This is a genomic window from Serratia sp. NFX21 (assembly GCF_048517035.1).
Taxonomy (GTDB): Bacteria; Pseudomonadota; Gammaproteobacteria; order Enterobacterales; family Enterobacteriaceae; genus Serratia; species Serratia quinivorans.
The window spans coordinates 2,819,938-2,838,103 of record NZ_CP183196.1; the positions used below are offsets into that span (position 1 = coordinate 2,819,938).

The window sequence follows — 18,166 nt, forward strand, 5'->3', positions numbered from 1 at the left end:
ACGATAAGCGACGAGCATAGCACCGTGCGTTATAGCGCACAAGTGGCTATAATCAGCCGCACTATCAGGGGAGAAAAACATGCAGGAACTGTCTGGCCATTTGGCCCAAACGCTTCGTTCTCTACGCAGCCAGCGCGGCTGGAGTCTGGCGCAGGCGGCTGAAAACACCGGCGTCAGCAAGGCGATGCTGGGGCAGATCGAACGGGGGGAATCGAGCCCGACGGTGGCAACCTTATGGAAAATCGCCACCGGCTTTAACGTGGCTTTTTCCGCCTTTATGGAGATCTCGCCGCTGCAACAGCAAGCCACGTTACATCGCTACGGCGATGCTCCGGTGTTCAATCAAGGCAACGCCGATATGCGGGTGGTGCCGCTGTTTCCATTCGACAGGCAGCTGGGTTTTGACATGTTCGTTATCGATCTGGCGCCAGGTGCGCTCAGCGAGTCTTCGGCCCACGAGGCCGGAGTGATTGAGCACGTGATTGTCATCAGCGGTGAACTGGAACTGGCGGTTGACGGCCAATGGCATCACTTGACCTGCGGTGAGGCGATGCGCTTTCAGGCCGACAGGCCACATGCCTATCGCAATGACAGTCAACAGACGGTGCGCATTCACGATCTTATCCATTATCCTAAATTTTGACTCAACGGCATGGGCGCAGGCTTTGACTCGGCTTCGCCAAACGCCTAGTTTATTGAAAATGATTCTTATTAACTATCAAAGGGAGCTTGAGTTTGCCTATTACCCACCGCAACCGACGCCAGTTTCTTAAACTCGGCGCACAAACCGCAGGAGCCGTATTCGCGATGACTTCATTACCGAGCAGTATCCGCCTGGCGATGGCGGCAGAAAATGGCGCCAGCTCCACCGATGAATTTTTATGGCTGGAACAGCTGCAGGGCAAGGCCGTACAGGCGTGGATTAAACAGGAAAACCAGCGTACCACCGCGCGTTTCGCCCAGGGCGAAGGCTTCCAACGGGTGGAAAAACAGGTGCTGGATATTCTCAATAAAGAGAGCCAAATTCCGTGGGTCGCCAAGCGCGGCGATTACTATTACAACTTCTGGCAGGATCAAACCAATCCGCGTGGCTTATGGCGGCGCACTACGCTGCAGGAGTATCGCAAGGCCAAGCCAGCCTGGGAAACGGTGTTGGATATCGATGCGTTAGGCAAGGCCGAGGGCAAAGATTGGGTATTCCACGGCTCGCAGTCGTTAGCGCCGGAGTATCGCTATTGCCTGCTGGAACTGTCGCCGGACGGCGGTGACGCTACCGAAATCCGTGAGTTTGATCTGGTTAACAAAGAGTTTGTCAAAGACGGCTTTGTGCTGCCGGTAGCGAAAAGCCAGGCCTCGTGGATTGATAAAGACACGCTGTTTATCGCCACTGATTTCGGCGCAGGCTCAATGACTCAGTCCGGCTATGCGCGTATTGCCAAACGCTGGCGGCGGGGTACGCCACTGAGCGCCGCCCAGACCTTGTATGAAGCGCAACCGCAGGATATGACGGTGTTCGCTTATCATGACCAGACGCCGGGGTTTGAACGCAACTACGTGGGCCGCAGTCTGGACTTCTACCGCCGTGAAACCTATCTGCTGACCGCGCAAGATCAACAGGTCAAAATTGATATCCCCGCCGATGCCGAATTCAGCACGCACCGCGAGTGGATATTGATTAAACCGAGCAGTGATTGGGAGGTTGAGGGGACTCGTTATCCTTCTGGCTCACTGCTGGCGGCCCATTTTGATGATTATCTGGCGGGCAAGCGTGAGCTAACGGTGTTATTTGCCCCGACCGCGCAGGCGGCGCTGAGCGGTTACAGTGGTACTCGCGACCACCTGATCCTCAGCATCATGGACAATGTGGTCAACCGGTTGGAAGTCCTGACACCGCAGGGCAAAACCTGGCAGCGCAAGCCGCTGGGCAAGCCAGGGGCGATCAGCACTATTTCCGCCGGTGGCGTCGATGACGAAACCAACGACTATTTCCTGACGATCAGCGGATTCCTGCAACCGACTTCGCTGTATCTGGGCAATCTCGACGGCGGTGAGGCAGAATTGCTCAAGCAGGGACCACAGGACTTTGATGCCAGCGGTTATCAGGTCAGTCAGCATTTCACCGAGTCTAAAGACGGCACGCGCGTACCGTATTTCCAAATTTCAGCCAAGGGCATCAAACTTGACGGCAGTAACCCAACCTTGCTGTATGGCTATGGCGGGTTTGAAGTGTCGCTCTTGCCGGGCTACATGGGGGCTAAGGCCCCGGCCTGGCTGGAACGCGGTGGGGTGTACGTGGTGGCGAATATTCGTGGCGGTGGCGAGTATGGCCCGGCCTGGCATCAGGCGGCGTTAAAGCAAAACCGGCATCGCGCCTATGAGGACTTTGCCGCCGTGGCTGAAGATTTGATCGCACGAAAAGTGACATCGTCACAACATCTGGGCGCACGGGGTGGCAGTAACGGTGGCTTGCTGGTGGGCAATATGCTGACGCTGTACCCGCAACTTTTCGGCTGCATCGTCTGTGAAGTGCCGTTGCTGGATATGCAGCGCTATACCCAGCTTTCCGCCGGTGCCTCCTGGATTGCCGAATATGGCGACCCGAGCAAGACGGAAGAATGGGCCTACATCAAAACCTTCTCGCCGTATCACAATATCAAAGCCGGAGTGTCCTACCCGCCGGTGCTGTTTTACACCGCCACCAGTGACGATCGGGTCAACCCGTCGCACGCCCGTAAAATGGCGGCACGCATGCAGCAGATGGGGTATCCGCAGACCTATTTCTATGAGAATACCGAAGGCGGGCACAGTGCCGCGGCGGACAAGAAACAGGCCGCATTCCACGGTGCACTGGTCAGTGAGTTTATGTGGGACAATTTGAGCGCAAAATCCACAGCCTGATGACATAAAAAAGCCGGGGCAAATTAATGCCCCGGCTTTCTTTTACCTGTCTGAATCCGTTGTCAGCAATCAGTTGGTGATAGCGGCCGCCTGAGCTTTCTTCTCGGTATCTTCTGCGGTGTCCAGCGTCATGCGATGCAGCTTCGGCGCGGTCAGCATCATCAGGATGGCGATCACGGCGGTAGCGATACCGATTTGCATAAACACGTGGCTGTAGATAGCCAGTGAAGCGTGCGCATCGTTGACGTCGCCAGGCACGGCGGTCAGACCTGCCACTTTACCGGCAATCAGCGCGGCGGCGGCGGTGGTCAGGAACCAGGAACCCATGATAAAGCCCATCAGACGTTGTGGCACCAACTGCGCGACCATCGCCAGGCCCAGGCCGGAGATCATCAGTTCGCCGATACTCTGCAGCGCATAGCTCAGGATCAGCCAGTTCACCGAAACGATACCCTGCTCATTGGCGAAGCTGGCTCCCCACGGCAACACCAGGAAGGCGCCGGAGCACAGGATCATACCGAAGGCGAACTTGTGCGGCATCGGCAGACGGTCGCCCATCTTGTTATACAGCGCCGCCAGAATCGGGCTGGCCAGCATGATCCAGAACGGGTTCAGTGCCTGATACTGTTCGGGTTCAAACGCCAGACCGAGAATGTTGTGCTCAACGTTGTGGATGGCGAAGAAGTTCAACGAGGTTGGCATCTGGCTGTACAGCACGAAGAACACGACGGCTTCCAGCATCAACAGGAAGGCAACGATCATCTTGCGACGTGCCGCGCCGTGCAGCGCAAAGGTTTCTTTGGCGAATACAATCACGATACCGATGGAAACAATCGCCAGCGCCCAGCGAGCAATGATCTGGTTATGCAGCAGCCAGCTTGAAAGTGCGACCAGCGCCACCACGCCCACCAGCACCATCAGCAGTTTTTTAACCTGCAGCGGTTTAAAGTCAGGCTTGGAACCGTGTTGTTTCACCCACTTGTGACACACCATAAAGTTGACCAGGGTGATCAGCATGCCGACGACGCTCAGAGAGAACGCGACGCTCCAGCCATATTTGGCCGCCAACCACGGCGTGGCCAGCATGGACAGGAAAGAACCGATATTGACGGACATATAGTACATGGTGAATGCACCGTCCAAACGCGGATCGTCTTTCTCGTAGCAGGTTGACAGCAGGGAGGACGGGTTAGCCTTGAACAGGCCACTGCCCACGGCGATGGTCGCCATACCCAGGTATACCCAGAAGATCTCATGGCCGGAGTAGGCCACCATGGCATAGCCGACGGCCAGCACCAGCGCACCCAGCACGATCACGCGCTTGGAGCCCAGTACTTTATCCCCAAGCCAGCCGCCGATGGCAACGAAGCCATAGACCAGCGCGCTGAAGGAGGAGAACAGGGTGATCGAGTCGGCTTCGCTCAGGCCCAGCATCTTGACCAGATAAACCGCCATGATGCCTTGCAGACCGTAATAACCAAAACGTTCCCAGAGCTCAATAGAGAAGATCAGGTAAAACGCCTTGGGCTGTTTGAAGGCATTGAGACTAACGCTTTCAGGGTGTTCGCTGTTGTTGTTTGCTGTTGACACTGGTACCTCTGATTTTTCACTGCCCCGACTCAGAAAGACGGGAAATTGCAAAAGGTGATGCAGGACTGCATCCTTCTGCGTTGTTATAGGATGGGATGACGGCGGTTAATGTTCACTATCTTTGTCAACGAGGCAATACGTTTGTCATATCCTGTTACATATAACGCTCACGAAGTGAAACGACCATGTTGCAAATGTTATGCAGCATTAACTTTCAACTTTATTTACTTTGCCGAGTTTTTGTTTTGATTAAAAGCTATACGGAATTCAAACAGGGATATATTCTGCTGCATCGGCTTTTTATGGTTCATATCAATAGGTGGGGTGAATAATCCATTGGAATGTTGTGCATATGGCGGGTTTTGTAAAATTATAGAAATTTGAGAAAACAGGGCTGGCGGTTGTGACGACAATGTGATCGTCAAAACGTGAGACTTGCCGCAATATTTGACTAATTTTCCGCTTGAAAATAAGCGGGAAGTGAGTTTTTCACTAAAATCCGTGAGAACACCAAGGTTACTGCTGCTTGATATCACATTTCCGATAAAAAAGAGGTCAGTGGCGGGGCTGAGAGAGGGGCGCCAGGTTGCGCCCATGGCAATCAGGCGTCGGGATAAACTTTCTCTTTAAACTCGCACAGGTCTTCAATCATGCAGGAGCCGCAGCGGGGTTTTCGTGCGATGCAGGTATAGCGCCCGTGCAGGATAAACCAGTGGTGGCAATCAACCTTGAATTCGGCCGGTACGACCTTCAGCAGCTTCTCTTCAACCAGATCGACATTTTTGCCCGGCGCGAAATTAGTGCGGTTACAAACGCGAAAGATATGGGTATCGACGGCAATGGTCGGCCAGCCAAAGGCGGTATTGAGCACCACGTTGGCGGTCTTGCGACCGACGCCGGGCAAGGCCTCCAGCGCCGCACGGTCTTCCGGCACCTCACCTGCGTGCAACTCCAGCAGCATGCGGCAGGTTTTGATCACGTTTTCGGCCTTGCTGTTAAACAGGCCGATGGTCTTGATGTAGCCTTTAACGCCGTCGACGCCCAGAGCCAGCATGGCGGCCGGCGTGTTGGCCACCGGATAAAGCTTGGCGGTGGCCTTGTTGACGCTGACGTCGGTCGCCTGAGCGGACAGCAGCACGGCAATCAGCAGCTCAAACGGCGTGGTGTACACCAGCTCGGTGGTCGGATGCGGATCGTTGTCGCGTAGTCGGGTAAGAATTTCCAGCCGTTTCTGCTTATTCATTACGCTTTTTCTGCCTGTCCTTGTCCCTGCGCCGGTTCGGCCAATAATGCCTTGGCCGTGCGCGCCTTCATTTTTTCGTCAATCAGGTATTTTACCGCCAACAACAGGCCCAGACCAATGAAGGCCCCCGGCGGCAGCATCGCCAGCAGGAACGGGCTGTCGAAGTGAACCACCTCAATCCGCAGTACCTTGGCCCAACTGCCCAGCAGCATATCGGCACCGTCGAACAGGGTACCGTTACCCAGCAGCTCACGCATCGCACCCAGCGTCACCATCACGCCGGTAGCCCCCAGGCCAATCGCCAGGCCGTCCAGTGCGGACAGACCGACCGGTTTTTTTGAGGCTACCGCTTCGGCGCGGCCAACCACGATACAGTTGGTGACGATCAGCGGGATAAATATCCCCAACGACTGATAAAGGCCGAAGGCATAGGCGTTGATCAGCATTTGCACAATGCTCACCGCCGCAGCGATGATCATTACGTAAATCGGGATACGGACTTCATTCGGCACCCAGCGGCGTACTGCGGATATCGAGGTGTTGGTCAGTATCAACACCAGCGTGGTCGCCAGCCCCAGCCCGAGGGCGTTGGTGACGGTAGAGGTCACGGCCAGCAGCGGGCACATCCCCAACAATTGCACCAGCGCGGAGTTGTTCTTCCACAGCCCCTGGACAATCAGATCTTTGGCTTCACTCATTCGCTGGCTCCACAGGCAGGTAAGCTATCAAGTTTAGGCGGCAGCGTTTCCATATACAACGCCGTGCGTCGAACGGCATTGACCACCGCACGCGGCGTGATGGTGGCGCCGGTGAACTGATCGAACATACCGCCGTCTTTCTTCACCGCCCAACGTTTATCGTCCGGGCCATCAATTTTTTTACCGCTGAAAAACGAGATCCAGTTCGATATACGCAGTTCGATTTTATCGCCGAGGCCAGGGGTTTCATGGTGTGCCACCACCCGGGTACCCAGCACGGTACCGTTGAAATCGGCACCGACCAGCAATTGAATGGCGCCGGAATAGCCGTCCGGCGCGGTGGTTTCCAGTGCAGCGGCGGTGGGTTGGCCATTTTTACGCGCCAGATACAGGCGATGTGGCGCATCGTTGCCCAACGCCGGGTTGCTGACCAGGAAACACTCGGTCTGCATATTGTTGTCGTAATGTTCTGGCGGCACCACCTGATCAAGCAGCGCCTTTTGCTGCAGTGCGGCCTGGTGGGCGATGGTGTTCTGCGTCAGGCTGTGGACTACCGCAGTCAGGCCGGTGGTCACAGCGGCAAACACCGCCAACGTGGTGCCATGCTTTCTCATTGAATTTAGCATCATGGCTCCTTAGCGGTGACCGTACACGCGCGGCTGCGTGTAGTGGTCGATCAGTGGGACAGTAATGTTGGCCAGCAACACCGCAAAGGCTACGCCGTCCGGATAACCGCCGTAAACGCGAATTAGCCACACCAGCACGCCCACCAATGCGCCGTAAATCAGGCGGCCTTTCGGCGTGGTGGAGGCACTGACCGGATCGGTAGCAATAAAGAATGCGCCCAGCATGCTGGCACCGGAGAACAGGTGGATCAGCGGCGAGGCCTGCTGCGCCGGGTCAAGCCACCAGGCCAAACCGGAACACAGGGCGATGGCCGCCAGCATGCTGAAGGGGATCTGCCAGTGGATCAGACGACGACCCAGCATAAACAGGCCACCGGCCAGGAAACCGAGATTAACCCATTGCCAGCCGATACCGGCCAATGCGCCACCGAACAGCGGCTGTTGCAGCACCTGCTCAACGCTATGACCGCTGCGCAGGCCGGTTTTGAAACCGTCGAGCGGGGTGGCCTGGCTGATGCCGTCAATACCCATTTGCAGTTCATGGATGGTGGCGCCCTGCGTCGTGTGGCCGCTGAAAATAGCCAACAGGGTATCCTGGAACGACAGCGCGGTAGCCCGCAGTTCATCCGGCGGTAACCAACTGGTCATCTGAACCGGGAAGGCGATCAGCAACACCACATAACCGACCATGGCCGGATTGAACGGATTCTGCCCGAGGCCGCCATACAGTTGTTTGGCAATAACGATGGCGAAGAAGGTGCCGATGACAATCATCCACCAGGGGGCCAGTGGCGGCAGACTGATGCCGAGCAACAGGGCGGTCAGCAGGGCCGAGTTATCCGCCAGCCGGGTGCGCACCGGCAATTTGCGCAGAGAAAGGATGATCCCTTCCGCCAGCAGGGCGACGATCATCGCCAGTGCGGTCTGGACCAGCGTGCCATAGCCAAAAAACCATACCTGCGCAGCGATACCGGGAATGCAGGCCAACATCACCCACAGCATGATACGGCTGGTGCTTTGCTGGTTATGGGTGAAGGGGGAACTGGCGATGTGCAAGCCTTTGCTGGCTGTGGGTTGTACCGGCCTGAACTTCATAGAGAACTACACCTATCTTTGCCGGACATCGGCAGGTTCAACGCGCCTCTCAGCGGAGACGCAGGAAAAATTATAGCGCTGCATTCTACCTGAATCACCCGGAGGGTAATACGTCTTAATTGTAGGGCTATTAGCCTTTTAGCACTGGATGTAATCCTAAATTTCTCCGACCTATGGCGCGATCGGATTTTTGTTGGTTATATAATCGGGCTAGATTGGTAGTGCAAGATCGAAACTGCCGGTATTTATGGCCGGTGGCAGGCAATAACCTCTGGATTGATATGGTTTTTTTTGGTTCGTTTTTTCGCACAAAATAACAACTTTTACATAATCTATGTGGGTTATTATCCCGAGTATTATTGAGTTAGTGAATGTAAATTAATGACAAATGAAGATGTATTTTTTATTGAAGAGTTAATTGAGTGGGTTGAGATACATCTGGAGAAACGGCCAAACCTGGACGAAGTCGCGCGCATTTCCGGCTATTCCAAATGGCACCTGCAACGCAAGTTCAAACGCATCACCGGCATTCAACTCGCCACCTATATCCGTTCACGCATTCTGACGCGAGCTGCGGTGGCGTTACGCATTACCCACCGTTCCATCATCGATATATCAGACGAACTGGGCTTCGACTCGCAGCAAACCTTTACCCGCATGTTCAAACAGCGCTTCGAAACCACCCCCAATCGTTACCGCTCGATGGAACATTGGGACGTGAAGAACCTGATGCCGCGTTTTAGTTTCGACGCCGATTTTGCGGCCGATTTTTACCCTGAGGTGAAGCGCCTGACGCTGCCGAACATGCAACTGGTGGGGTTCTCGCGGCAGTTGGATTTCTCTTCGGAAACGGAGATCGAACATTCGTCCTGTATGGCGATGAAGGACGAGATTTTTACCGACTTCTTCCGTGGCCTGAGTGTGGACTGCCATCGGGTGTACAGCATCCATTCCGTCCGCAGCACGGATGACAGTCAATATTCGGCTACCCACATCATGGCGGTGGATCCTGAGAACAAACAGGATATTTTGTCGGGCCACCATATCGACACCATCCCTATTGTCGGGCGTGAATATATCTCTATCAACCATCAGGGAAGCGCCATGGAGTGTACAAAATTTTTCGCTTATCTGATTACCCACGTGATGCCAGGGTTGCGTCATGAGGTGAAGGGGAGCGTGGAGATGGAGATTATTCAAACTAAGGCGAGGAGTCTGGATTCCAAGATGCGCCAGATTGACGTTGACTATACCTATCTGATTTCTATCGATTAAAAAGTGCCTTGCGCCCTGCAAGGCACCTCTCACCGTCACTCTTTATCCGTATCCGCCGTGGTCAGACTTTGCGCCGCTCTTTTAGCTTTGGCGCGGGCAATGGCTGCCGCGACTGCGGCCTTGCGCGGGTCTTCTTCCGTCACCACTGCGGGTGATTCGGCCGGAGTTTCCACCGCTGCGGCCTGCTGCGCCGCTTTCTTGGCCTTAACTCGCGCCAGTGCAGCAGCAACCGCGGCCTTGCGTGGATCTTCTTCCGTCACCACTGCGGGTGATTCGGCAGGAGTTTCCACCGCTGTGGCCTGCTGCGCCGCTTTCTTGGCTTTGGCGCGGGCAATGGCTGCTGCGACTGCGGCCTTGCGTGGATCTTCTTCCGTCACCACTGCGGGTGATTCAGCAGGAGTTTCCACCGCTGCGGCCTGCTGCGCCGCTTTCTTGGCTTTGGCGCGGGCAATGGCTGCTGCGACTGCGGCCTTGCGTGGATCTTCTTCCGTCACTGCCGCCGGTGCCTCTGCCGGGGGTTCATCCACCGTCGTCTGCTGTGCCGCTTTCTTGGCTTTGACTCGTGCCAGCGCAGCGGCAACTGCGGCCTTGCGTGGGTCTTCATCTTCGCTAGCCGATGTTGCTACCGGTGCTATAGCAGTTTCCTGCTGGGCACGTCGTTCACGAGCCTGCGCTTTACGGGCTTCGCGGGCCGCGATCATCTCGCTGTTGTCCGGTGCGTCGCCGCTGATGGTGCCGGTCGCCGGTACAGCATTTTTACTGCGAACTCGCGCCAGGGCCGCCTGAACCGCATCCTGGTCGCCATCGGTCAGTTTGACTGCCGCTTTCTTATGGCGCTCTTCACGCGCCAGTTTTTCACGTTCCAGACGCGCCAACTTGGCTTCGTAACGCGCCTTGGCTTCAGCCGTGCGTGCCGCTTCCAGATCGATGGCCTTGATCTCGGCCTTTTCCTGGCGGTAGTACTGCACCAGCGGGATATTGCTCGGGCAGACAAAGGCGCAGGCACCACATTCAATGCAATCGAACAGATTATGATTGCGGGCCTTTTCGTGTTCTTCGCCGCGGCTGAACCAGTAAAGTTGCTGCGGTAACAGGCCCGCCGGGCAGGCATCAACGCACAGGCCACAGCGAATACAGGACTGTTCCTGTTCTTGTGGTGCCATTTCGCTGACCGAGGGGGCCAGAATACAGTTGCTTATCTTAACGATGGGGACGTGGAGCGCGGGCAGGGTAAAGCCCATCAGCGGACCACCCATCACGACCATTTGCTGAGCCTGAGGCTGGAAACCGGCAAATTTCAACAGGTGTTGTACCGGTGTGCCTATGCGCGCCCACAGGTTGCCCGGCAGGCTTAGAGCATCACCGGTCAGCGTCACCACGCGTTCGATCAGCGGCTCGCCGTCGACAATCGCACGTTTAATGGCAAAGGCAGTACCGACGTTTTGCATCAGCACGCCAATAGCGGAAGAGTGCTTGCCGTGCGGCACTTCCTTGCCAATCAGGATCTTGGTGAGCTGTTTGGCGCCGCCAGAAGGGTATTTGGTCGGGATCACCCGCAGGGCAATACCTGGCTGACCGCGCAGCGCCAGTTTCAACGCGGCGATTGCTTCGGGCTTATTGTCCTCGATGCCAATCAGCGTGACCTTGGGTTGCAGCAGGTGGCGCAGGATCTGCGTGCCTTCAATCACCTGATCGGCATGTTCCTGCATCAAGCGGTCATCGGCAGTGATATAGGGCTCGCACTCGGCGGCGTTGAGAATCAGGGTTTCCACCCCGTTCATGCCGCCCTGCAGCTTACTGGCGGTCGGGAAACCGGCGCCGCCCAGCCCGGCGATGCCGGCCTGATGAATACGTTGGATCAACTCGCTGGCGGTCAGTTGACGGTAGTCGGCTACCGGCGCACGCTCGCACCAGCGGTCTTCGCCGTCAGGTTGAATAATCACGCACAGTTCTGCCAGCCCGGAAGGGTGAGCGGTGATATGCGGTGTGATGGCGCTGATGGTGCCGGAGGTTGGTGCGTGCACCGGTACGGTACGGCCCCGGCCGACGGTCAGCGGCTGGCCTTTCAGCACGGCGTCGCCGACCTTGACGCACAGTTCACCTTCCGGCCCCAGATGCTGTTGCAACGGAATAATAAACTTATCCGGCAGCGGGGCGGTACGCAGCGGGACACCGCTGGACTGGGTCTTCATTTCCGGCGGATGGATCCCGCCGTCGAAATCCCAAATCCGGTCTTTTTTGAAGGCGGCGAACAGATTAAGCATGTTGCTCCACGTGGATCACTTGCACCGGTATCGTCTTCATGTCCCACTTCCAGTTGGCGGTAGTGGTGGCGACCGGTCTCATTTCAATACAGTCGGTAGGGCACGGCGCAACGCACAGGTCGCAGCCGGTACAAAGATCGGTAATGACGGTATGCATGGCGCGGGTAGCGCCGACAATGGCGTCCACCGGACAGGCCTGAATGCATTTGGTGCAGCCGATGCAGTTGGCTTCGTCAATGTAGGCCACCTGGCGCACAGGTTCGGCGGCGGCTTCGCTACCGAGCGGCTGCGGTTCGACGTTGAGCAATTCTGCCAGCTTCAGCATCACCTGCTCGCCACCCGGAGCGCATTTGTTAATCATCTCACCGTTGGCGACGGCTTCGGCATAAGGACGGCAGCCGGGGTAACCGCACTGGCCGCACTGGCTCTGTGGCAAGATCTCGTCGACCTGTTCGGCTACCGGATCTTCTTCCACTTCAAAGCGGCGCGCGGCATAGCCCAGCACCAGACCGAACAGCAGGCCAAGGGCGCTTAACGCAGCAATCGCAATCCATAACGCGGTCATTAGAATTTCACCAGCCCGGTAAAGCCCATAAAGGCCAGCGACATCAGCCCGGCGGTGATCAGTGCGATGGAAGAGCCCCGGAAGGGCGCAGGCACATCGGCTACCGCCAGACGTTCACGGATGGCGGCAAACAGCACCATCACCAATGAGAAGCCCGCGGCGGCGCTGAAGCCGTATACCGCAGACTGCAGGAAATTGTAGCCGAGGTTGACGTTGAGCAGTGCGACGCCGAGCACCGCACAGTTGGTGGTGATCAGCGGCAGGAAAATACCCAGCAGGCGATACAGGGCCGGGCTGGTTTTGCGTACCACCATCTCGGTAAATTGCACCACCACGGCGATCACTAAAATAAATGACAGCGTGCGCAGATACACCAGATCCAACGGAACCAGAATAAAGGTGTTAATCACCCAGGCGCTGACCGAGGCCAACGTCATAACAAAAGTGGTGGCCATCCCCATGCCAATGGCGCTTTCCAGCTTTTTGGAAACGCCGAGGAATGGGCACAGGCCAAGAAACTTCACCAGGACGAAGTTATTCACCAGTACGGTGCCGACAAACAGGAGCAGGTATTCGGTCATTGCGATGCCTAAAAAAATAAAAGCCGCCTATTATCGGGAATTGGCGGCCTGACCACAACATAGGGATAGCAGGGTTATTACCCTTTTTGCCTGTTTTTGGCGAAAATTTACACAATTATCCGCACAAAACGTGCCACAGGATAGCTTAGCTCTCGGTAAAGGTGCCTTTGACTCGCTTGGAACGCTTCATATAAGGCACCAGCAACGCGGCCATCAACAGAGGCCAACCCAGACTGCGTACCGCCAATTCATCCGGCACCGGCGCAAAGGCAAAGGCTTTCACCGCCAGCAAAACGGTAATCAGCAGCCACAGCAGGAACAATTTGGGGAACCGCTGCGAACGGTGGCAGAACAGCCACAGCAGCCACAGGGTAAAGCACCACATCGCCAGAGTGGTCAGCACCGAGAAATACCACTGCATGCTAAACGCCTGGGCGTTGGTGAGCAGATATTCGCGCGATTCTGGCACGAAAATCGCCATGCCATACAGGAGCAGCATCAGACTGGCGCTAAGCAGGGTGACAATCAGATAGGCCATCGGGGCCAGCAACCAACCGCCGATACGGGTGTAATCAGCTTGAGACATAAACGGCTTCCTGGGTAAGACATGATCCAATGTGACAGCCGCATAGCTTAGCGGGTAATGCGGGCTTCGTCATCAATATCAAGCGGATGGTCGGGAGCAAGGCGGCGTGGCAGCACGTTTGGCTACCGGCAGGCGATTTTGCCACCGGTAGCCGGGCGATTAACGGCGGTTAAGTTGATAGTAGGCTTCGTTCCAGCGCAGCTCGTTTTTGAATGCCGGCAGGGTGGTGTCCTGGTCAATCAGCAAGAACTCGATGTTATGCATTTCGGCATACAGCCGCAGCATATCGGCGTCCAGCGCCTGGGAGAACACCGTGTGGTGGGCGCCGCCCGCCAGGATCCAGGCTTCGGCGGCGGTCGCCAGCGTGGGTTGGGCCCGCCAGATGGCGCGCGCCACCGGCAGCTTGGGCAGCGGGTGCGGTTGTTCCACGGTGTCCACCTGATTGACCAGCAGACGGAAGCGATCGCCCATGTCGATCAGGCTGGCATTGACTGCCGGACCGGCCGGAGTAGAGAAAATCAGCCGCGCCGGATCTGCCTTGCCGCCAATACCGAGCGGCTGGATATCCAACAGCGGTTTGGGCTCCTTGGCGATCGACGGGCAGACCTCCAGCATATGCGAGCCGACCACCAGATCGTTGCCCGGCTGGAAGTGATAGGTGTAATCCTCCATAAACGAGGTGCCGCCGTGTAACCCATCGGCCATCACTTTCAGGATGCGCAGCAGCGCGGCGGTTTTCCAGTCGCCTTCGCCGCCAAAGCCGTAGCCTTGTTGCATCAGGCGTTGTACCGCCAACCCCGGCAGCTGTTTCATGCCGTGCAGGTCTTCAAAGTTGGTGGTGAAGGCCTGGAAGTTGCCCTGTTCGAGGAAGCGTTTCATGCCCAGCTCGATACGTGCCGCATCGATCAGATTTTCGCGTTTTGCGCCGTTGATTTTGGCCGCATCGCTCAGCACATAGCTGGCCTCATACTCTTCAATCAGCGTATCTACATCGCCACGGCTGACTTCGTTAATGACGCGGACCAAATCGCCAATACCATAGGCATTGACCGAGTAACCAAACTGGATCTGCGCACCGACCTTGTCGCCATCGGTCACCGCCACTTCGCGCATGTTGTCGCCAAAACGCGCCACTTTCAGTTGCTGGCCGGCCTGTTTGGCGCTGGCGACACGCATCCACTGGCCAATGCGCCGGTGTGCCTCAGGATCCTGCCAGTGACCGGCAATCACGCTGTGCTGCTGGCGCATACGGGCGCCGATAAAGCCGAACTCACGGCCGCCGTGGGCGGTTTGGTTGAGGTTCATAAAGTCCATATCCATACTGTCCCAGGGCACCTGGGCGTTGAACTGGGTATGGAACTGCAACAGCGGCTTATGCAGCACGGACAGACCGGCGATCCACATTTTGGCCGGTGAGAAGGTGTGTAGCCAGGCCAGGATGCCAATACACTGCGGTTGATAGTTGGCGTCACGGCACAGGGCGGTGATTTCATCCGGCGTGGTGACCAGCGGTTTCAGCACCAGTTTTACCGGTAGGCCGGCTTCGCGGTTGAGACTGTCCACCACCTGTTCGGCGTGTGCCTTGACCTGTTGCAGGGTTTGCGGGCCGTACAGATGTTGGCTGCCAATGGCGAACCAGACTTCGCGCTGCTTGAATGCATTCATTAAAAAAGACTCCTCTGTATTGGGTATAGGCTTAATTTGCTGAACCGGAGGTCGGGGCGTAGCGCGGCTCGGCGGCCTGGCACCATTGTTGATAGCGTTGATAAAGTTGTTGGTAGCGAGCGACGCGCTGCGGATCGGGCTGCAGGGTTCGTTCGATGCCGCAGGCCATCTGGCGCTGGGCTTCGGGCACGCTGATGAAACGGCCGGCGGCCACGGCGGCAAAGATCGCCGCGCCCAGCGCGCAGCACTGATCGGAGGCCACAATTTGCAGCGGTCGGTTCATCACGTCGGCGCAGGCCTGCATAATTGCCGGAGATTTACGCGCAATGCCGCCCAGCGCCAGCACGTTATCGACCGGAATATCCTGCTGTTCAAAGCATTCCATAATGGCGCGGGCGCCAAAGGCGGTGGCGGCGATAAAGCCGCCGAACAGCGTCGGAGCATCGGTGCCGAGGTTCAGATCGGCGATCACGCCTTTCAGCCGCTGGTTGGCGTAGGGGGTCCGGCGGCCGTTAAACCAGTCCAGCACCACCGGCAAATGATCCAGTGACGGGTTTTCCACCCAGGCATCGGTCAGTGCCGCCAGCAGGCCGGCTTCAATCTTTTGTAGCTGCGGTTGCAGTTCAGGTTGGTTTTTTGCCGCTGCATGCAACGGCCAGCTCAGCAGACGGCTGAACCAGGCATACATATCGCCGAAGGCCGACTGCCCGGCCTCCATGCCAATCATTCCCGGCACTACGCTGCCGTCGACCTGACCGCAGATCCCCTCGATAGCGCGGCCGTCGACTCGCTGACGATCGGCAATCAGAATGTCGCAGGTGGAGGTGCCGATCACCTTCACCAGGGTATAAGGCTGGGCACCGGCACCGACGGCCCCCATATGGCAGTCGAAGGCCCCGCCGGACAGCACCACCGTGGTGGGTAGCCCGAGGCGTGCCGCCCATTCGGCGCTCAGGGTACCTACCGGCAGGTCGGCGGTATGGCAGTCTTCAAACAGCGGCCAGGGCAGGTGTTCAACCAGCAGAGGATCGAGCGCGGCAAAAAAGGCTTGGGGCGGTAGGCCACCCCAGTCCGGGTGCCACAGCGTTTTGTGACCGACGCTACAGCGCCCGCGTTTTAACTGATGTGGCGCGGTGGTAGCGGACAACAGCGCCGGTACCCAGTCGCACAGTTCAACCCAGGAGGAGGCGGCCTGGCGTACTTCGGCGTCCTGGCGCGTGACATGCAGGATCTTGGCCCAAAACCACTCAGAGGAATAAACGCCGCCGATATAGCGGGAATAATCGGGAAACTCGCCGCTGCGGCACAGCCGGTTGATGGCGTCAGCCTCTTCAATGGCGGTGTGGTCTTTCCACAAAACAAACATGGCGTTGGGGTTATCGGCAAATTCCGGACGCAGTGCCAGCACCTGGCCTTGCTCGTCGATCGGCGCCGGTGTAGAACCGGTGGAGTCAACGCCAATGCCAATCACCTGCAGCCGCTGTTGCGGGGGCATGCGCTGCACCAGAGTGACGATCGCCTGTTCCATGGCTTCTATATAGTCGAGCGGATGGTGGCGAAAACGGTTTTCCGCCGCGTTACAGAATTCGCCGCGCTGCCAGCGGGGGTAATAAACCACTTCGGTATCGAGTTCCGCGCCGTTATGGCAGTCGACCGCCAGCACCCGCACCGAGTCGCTGCCGAAGTCCAATCCCAGGGCAATAGCACCTGCCGTCATGATGTTGACTCCTGATGTGTTAATACGCTGTGACAACCATAGGAGCCGAAGCGCTGGGCAGGTGAGGAGCCGTTAGCTGGAAGTATGCACTTTTCTGCTTCCCGCAGTGGTTTTGTGACGGCTGTCATAAGTTATCGCTTGGCGGAATTCGCTAAATATATGCACATATCTGCTGTATTCCACGGATGTGATAGCGCTCTACATTTCAGTAACAAATACCCGCTAAAACTTAAGCCGTCTTACTCTTGTTGTGGGTGAATGTCGCGAGATAAGCGACGCGCCGACAGCAGACACCCTAATGATAACGTTTTCACGGCGAGCGGCTTTCGTCGCCACAGAGAACAAAATAGCGGAGAGCATCATGCATAAATTCACTAAGGCGCTGGTGACACTGAGTCTGGCGGCCGTTATGTCACATTCAGCTATCGCCGAGACCATGAAGCTGGGCTTTTTGGTCAAGCAGCCGGAGGAACCCTGGTTCCAGACCGAATGGAAGTTTGCCGACAAGGCCGGTAAGGATCTCGGTTTTGAAGTGATAAAAATCGCCGTGCCGGACGGGGAGAAAACCCTCAATGCCATCGACAGCCTGGCGGCCAGCGGGGCCAAAGGCTTTGTTATCTGTACGCCAGATCCGAAACTCGGCTCGGCGATTGTCGCCAAGGCACGCAGTTACAACCTGAAAGTGATTGCGGTGGATGACCAGTTTGTCACCGCCAAGGGCAAACCTATGGACAGCGTGCCGTTAGTGATGATGGCCGCCACCAAAATCGGTGAGCGTCAGGGGCAGGAATTGTGGAAAGAGCAGAATAAGCGCGGTTGGAAATTAGCGGACACCGCGGTAATGGCGATCACCGCCGATGAGCTGGACACCGCACGTCGTCGCACCGGTGGTTCGATAGACGCGCTGAAAGCGGCCGGCTTCCCGGAGAAACAAATTTATCGCGTGCCGACCAAATCCAACGATATCCCTGGGGCGTTTGACGCCGCCAACTCAATGCTGGTGCAGCATCCTGAAGTGAAAAACTGGCTGATTGTCGGCATGAACGACAACACCGTGCTGGGCGGCGTGCGCGCCACCGAAGGCCAGGGCTTTAAAGCGCCGAACGTGATCGGCATCGGCATCAACGGCGTGGATGCGGTCAGCGAGCTGTCCAAGGCACAGGCCACCGGTTTCTACGGTTCGCTGCTGCCAAGCCCGGATATCCATGGTTACAAGAGTATCCAGATGCTACATGACTGGGTCGAAAAGGGCGTAGAGCCGCAAAAGTTCACCGAAGTGACCGACGTGGTGCTGATCACCCGCGACAACTTTAAAACCGAACTGCAGAAAAAAGGCCTGATGTAATAAGCGAGCCGCCCACGG

At 56.9% G+C, this 18,166-nt stretch carries 16 protein-coding genes; 4 read left to right on the forward strand and 12 right to left on the reverse strand.

Annotated elements, in window-relative coordinates; genetic code table 11:
* The first annotated feature begins 79 nt into the window (after positions 1 to 79).
* On the forward strand, positions 80 to 643 hold the full coding sequence (locus ACNT1W_RS13445; RefSeq protein WP_112363809.1) for a helix-turn-helix domain-containing protein: 564 nt from the start codon (positions 80 to 82) through the stop codon (positions 641 to 643).
* A 164-nt stretch (positions 644 to 807) separates the two neighbouring features.
* A complete protein-coding gene (locus ACNT1W_RS13450) occupies positions 808 to 2,898 on the forward strand; it encodes a prolyl oligopeptidase family serine peptidase (RefSeq protein ID WP_419245688.1) in 2,091 nt (696 codons plus the stop codon).
* Between the two features lie 69 nt (positions 2,899 to 2,967).
* On the opposite strand, the gene dtpA is transcribed toward ACNT1W_RS13450, so the two are convergent.
* The 6 genes from dtpA to rsxD all read right to left on the reverse strand — a co-directional run bounded on the left by dtpA (position 2,968) and on the right by rsxD (position 8,150).
* Positions 2,968 to 4,488, reverse strand: coding sequence for a dipeptide/tripeptide permease DtpA (dtpA, locus tag ACNT1W_RS13455; protein WP_012144964.1), 1,521 nt, complete (start codon positions 4,486 to 4,488; stop codon positions 2,968 to 2,970).
* A gap of 224 nt (positions 4,489 to 4,712) precedes the next feature.
* Positions 4,713 to 5,084 (reverse strand): hypothetical protein, encoded by a 372-nt coding sequence (locus ACNT1W_RS13460; protein WP_259189087.1) that lies wholly within the window; start codon positions 5,082 to 5,084, stop codon positions 4,713 to 4,715.
* A gap of 5 nt (positions 5,085 to 5,089) precedes the next feature.
* Positions 5,090 to 5,731 (reverse strand): endonuclease III, encoded by a 642-nt coding sequence (gene nth / locus ACNT1W_RS13465; RefSeq protein WP_012144965.1) that lies wholly within the window; start codon positions 5,729 to 5,731, stop codon positions 5,090 to 5,092.
* On the reverse strand, positions 5,731 to 6,429 hold the full coding sequence (locus ACNT1W_RS13470) for an electron transport complex subunit E (protein WP_012144966.1): 699 nt from the start codon (positions 6,427 to 6,429) through the stop codon (positions 5,731 to 5,733). Before ACNT1W_RS13470 ends, nth begins: the two co-directional genes overlap by 1 nt.
* Complete coding sequence (gene rsxG / locus ACNT1W_RS13475) at positions 6,426 to 7,055, reverse strand: electron transport complex subunit RsxG (RefSeq protein WP_012144967.1); 630 nt, start codon at positions 7,053 to 7,055, stop codon at positions 6,426 to 6,428. Before rsxG ends, ACNT1W_RS13470 begins: the two co-directional genes overlap by 4 nt.
* A 9-nt stretch (positions 7,056 to 7,064) precedes the next feature.
* On the reverse strand, positions 7,065 to 8,150 hold the full coding sequence (gene rsxD, locus ACNT1W_RS13480; RefSeq protein WP_261098592.1) for an electron transport complex subunit RsxD: 1,086 nt from the start codon (positions 8,148 to 8,150) through the stop codon (positions 7,065 to 7,067).
* A gap of 381 nt (positions 8,151 to 8,531) precedes the next feature.
* Between rsxD and ACNT1W_RS13485 the strand changes: the two genes are divergently transcribed.
* Positions 8,532 to 9,425, forward strand: coding sequence for a helix-turn-helix domain-containing protein (locus tag ACNT1W_RS13485; RefSeq protein ID WP_012144969.1), 894 nt, complete (start codon positions 8,532 to 8,534; stop codon positions 9,423 to 9,425).
* Positions 9,426 to 9,460: 35 nt separating this feature from the next.
* Here ACNT1W_RS13485 and rsxC read toward each other — a convergent pair whose 3' ends face one another.
* The 6 genes from rsxC to ACNT1W_RS13515 form a co-directional block, all read right to left on the reverse strand.
* Positions 9,461 to 11,689: an electron transport complex subunit RsxC gene (gene rsxC / locus ACNT1W_RS13490; RefSeq protein WP_419245689.1), complete on the reverse strand. Its 2,229-nt coding sequence runs from the start codon at positions 11,687 to 11,689 to the stop codon at positions 9,461 to 9,463.
* Positions 11,682 to 12,254, reverse strand: coding sequence for an electron transport complex subunit RsxB (rsxB, locus tag ACNT1W_RS13495; RefSeq protein ID WP_012144971.1), 573 nt, complete (start codon positions 12,252 to 12,254; stop codon positions 11,682 to 11,684). The genes rsxC and rsxB overlap by 8 nt, the downstream gene beginning before the upstream one ends.
* Positions 12,254 to 12,835: an electron transport complex subunit RsxA gene (gene rsxA, locus ACNT1W_RS13500; RefSeq protein ID WP_004938443.1), complete on the reverse strand. Its 582-nt coding sequence runs from the start codon at positions 12,833 to 12,835 to the stop codon at positions 12,254 to 12,256. Before rsxA ends, rsxB begins: the two co-directional genes overlap by 1 nt.
* A gap of 145 nt (positions 12,836 to 12,980) precedes the next feature.
* Positions 12,981 to 13,421 (reverse strand): DUF2569 domain-containing protein, encoded by a 441-nt coding sequence (locus ACNT1W_RS13505; protein WP_012144972.1) that lies wholly within the window; start codon positions 13,419 to 13,421, stop codon positions 12,981 to 12,983.
* Positions 13,422 to 13,580: 159 nt separating this feature from the next.
* Positions 13,581 to 15,086, reverse strand: coding sequence for an L-arabinose isomerase (gene araA, locus ACNT1W_RS13510; RefSeq protein WP_329905817.1), 1,506 nt, complete (start codon positions 15,084 to 15,086; stop codon positions 13,581 to 13,583).
* Between the two features lie 31 nt (positions 15,087 to 15,117).
* The gene (locus tag ACNT1W_RS13515; RefSeq protein ID WP_419245690.1) at positions 15,118 to 16,803 is read right to left on the reverse strand and encodes a ribulokinase; all 1,686 of its coding nucleotides are present in this window, start codon (positions 16,801 to 16,803) and stop codon (positions 15,118 to 15,120) included.
* Between the two features lie 361 nt (positions 16,804 to 17,164).
* Here ACNT1W_RS13515 and ACNT1W_RS13520 point away from each other — a divergent pair, with 361 nt between their 5' ends.
* Positions 17,165 to 18,148, forward strand: coding sequence for an arabinose ABC transporter substrate-binding protein (locus ACNT1W_RS13520; RefSeq protein ID WP_012144975.1), 984 nt, complete (start codon positions 17,165 to 17,167; stop codon positions 18,146 to 18,148).
* Positions 18,149 to 18,166 lie beyond the last annotated feature (18 nt).

Coding starts and splice junctions, on each gene's coding strand:
- ACNT1W_RS13445 (WP_112363809.1), top strand. CDS start 80: ATGCAGGAACTGTCTGGCCATTTGGCCCAAACGCTTCGTTCTCTACGC.
- ACNT1W_RS13450 (WP_419245688.1), top strand. CDS start 808: ATGACTTCATTACCGAGCAGTATCCGCCTGGCGATGGCGGCAGAAAAT.
- ACNT1W_RS13460 (WP_259189087.1), bottom strand. CDS start 5,084: ATGGGCGCAACCTGGCGCCCCTCTCTCAGCCCCGCCACTGACCTCTTT.
- nth (WP_012144965.1), bottom strand. CDS start 5,731: ATGAATAAGCAGAAACGGCTGGAAATTCTTACCCGACTACGCGACAAC.
- ACNT1W_RS13470 (WP_012144966.1), bottom strand. CDS start 6,429: ATGAGTGAAGCCAAAGATCTGATTGTCCAGGGGCTGTGGAAGAACAAC.
- rsxG (WP_012144967.1), bottom strand. CDS start 7,055: ATGCTAAATTCAATGAGAAAGCATGGCACCACGTTGGCGGTGTTTGCC.
- rsxD (WP_261098592.1), bottom strand. CDS start 8,150: ATGAAGTTCAGGCCGGTACAACCCACAGCCAGCAAAGGCTTGCACATC.
- ACNT1W_RS13485 (WP_012144969.1), top strand. CDS start 8,532: ATGACAAATGAAGATGTATTTTTTATTGAAGAGTTAATTGAGTGGGTT.
- rsxC (WP_419245689.1), bottom strand. CDS start 11,689: ATGCTTAATCTGTTCGCCGCCTTCAAAAAAGACCGGATTTGGGATTTC.
- rsxB (WP_012144971.1), bottom strand. CDS start 12,254: ATGACCGCGTTATGGATTGCGATTGCTGCGTTAAGCGCCCTTGGCCTG.
- rsxA (WP_004938443.1), bottom strand. CDS start 12,835: ATGACCGAATACCTGCTCCTGTTTGTCGGCACCGTACTGGTGAATAAC.
- ACNT1W_RS13505 (WP_012144972.1), bottom strand. CDS start 13,421: ATGTCTCAAGCTGATTACACCCGTATCGGCGGTTGGTTGCTGGCCCCG.
- araA (WP_329905817.1), bottom strand. CDS start 15,086: ATGAATGCATTCAAGCAGCGCGAAGTCTGGTTCGCCATTGGCAGCCAA.
- ACNT1W_RS13515 (WP_419245690.1), bottom strand. CDS start 16,803: ATGACGGCAGGTGCTATTGCCCTGGGATTGGACTTCGGCAGCGACTCG.
- ACNT1W_RS13520 (WP_012144975.1), top strand. CDS start 17,165: ATGCATAAATTCACTAAGGCGCTGGTGACACTGAGTCTGGCGGCCGTT.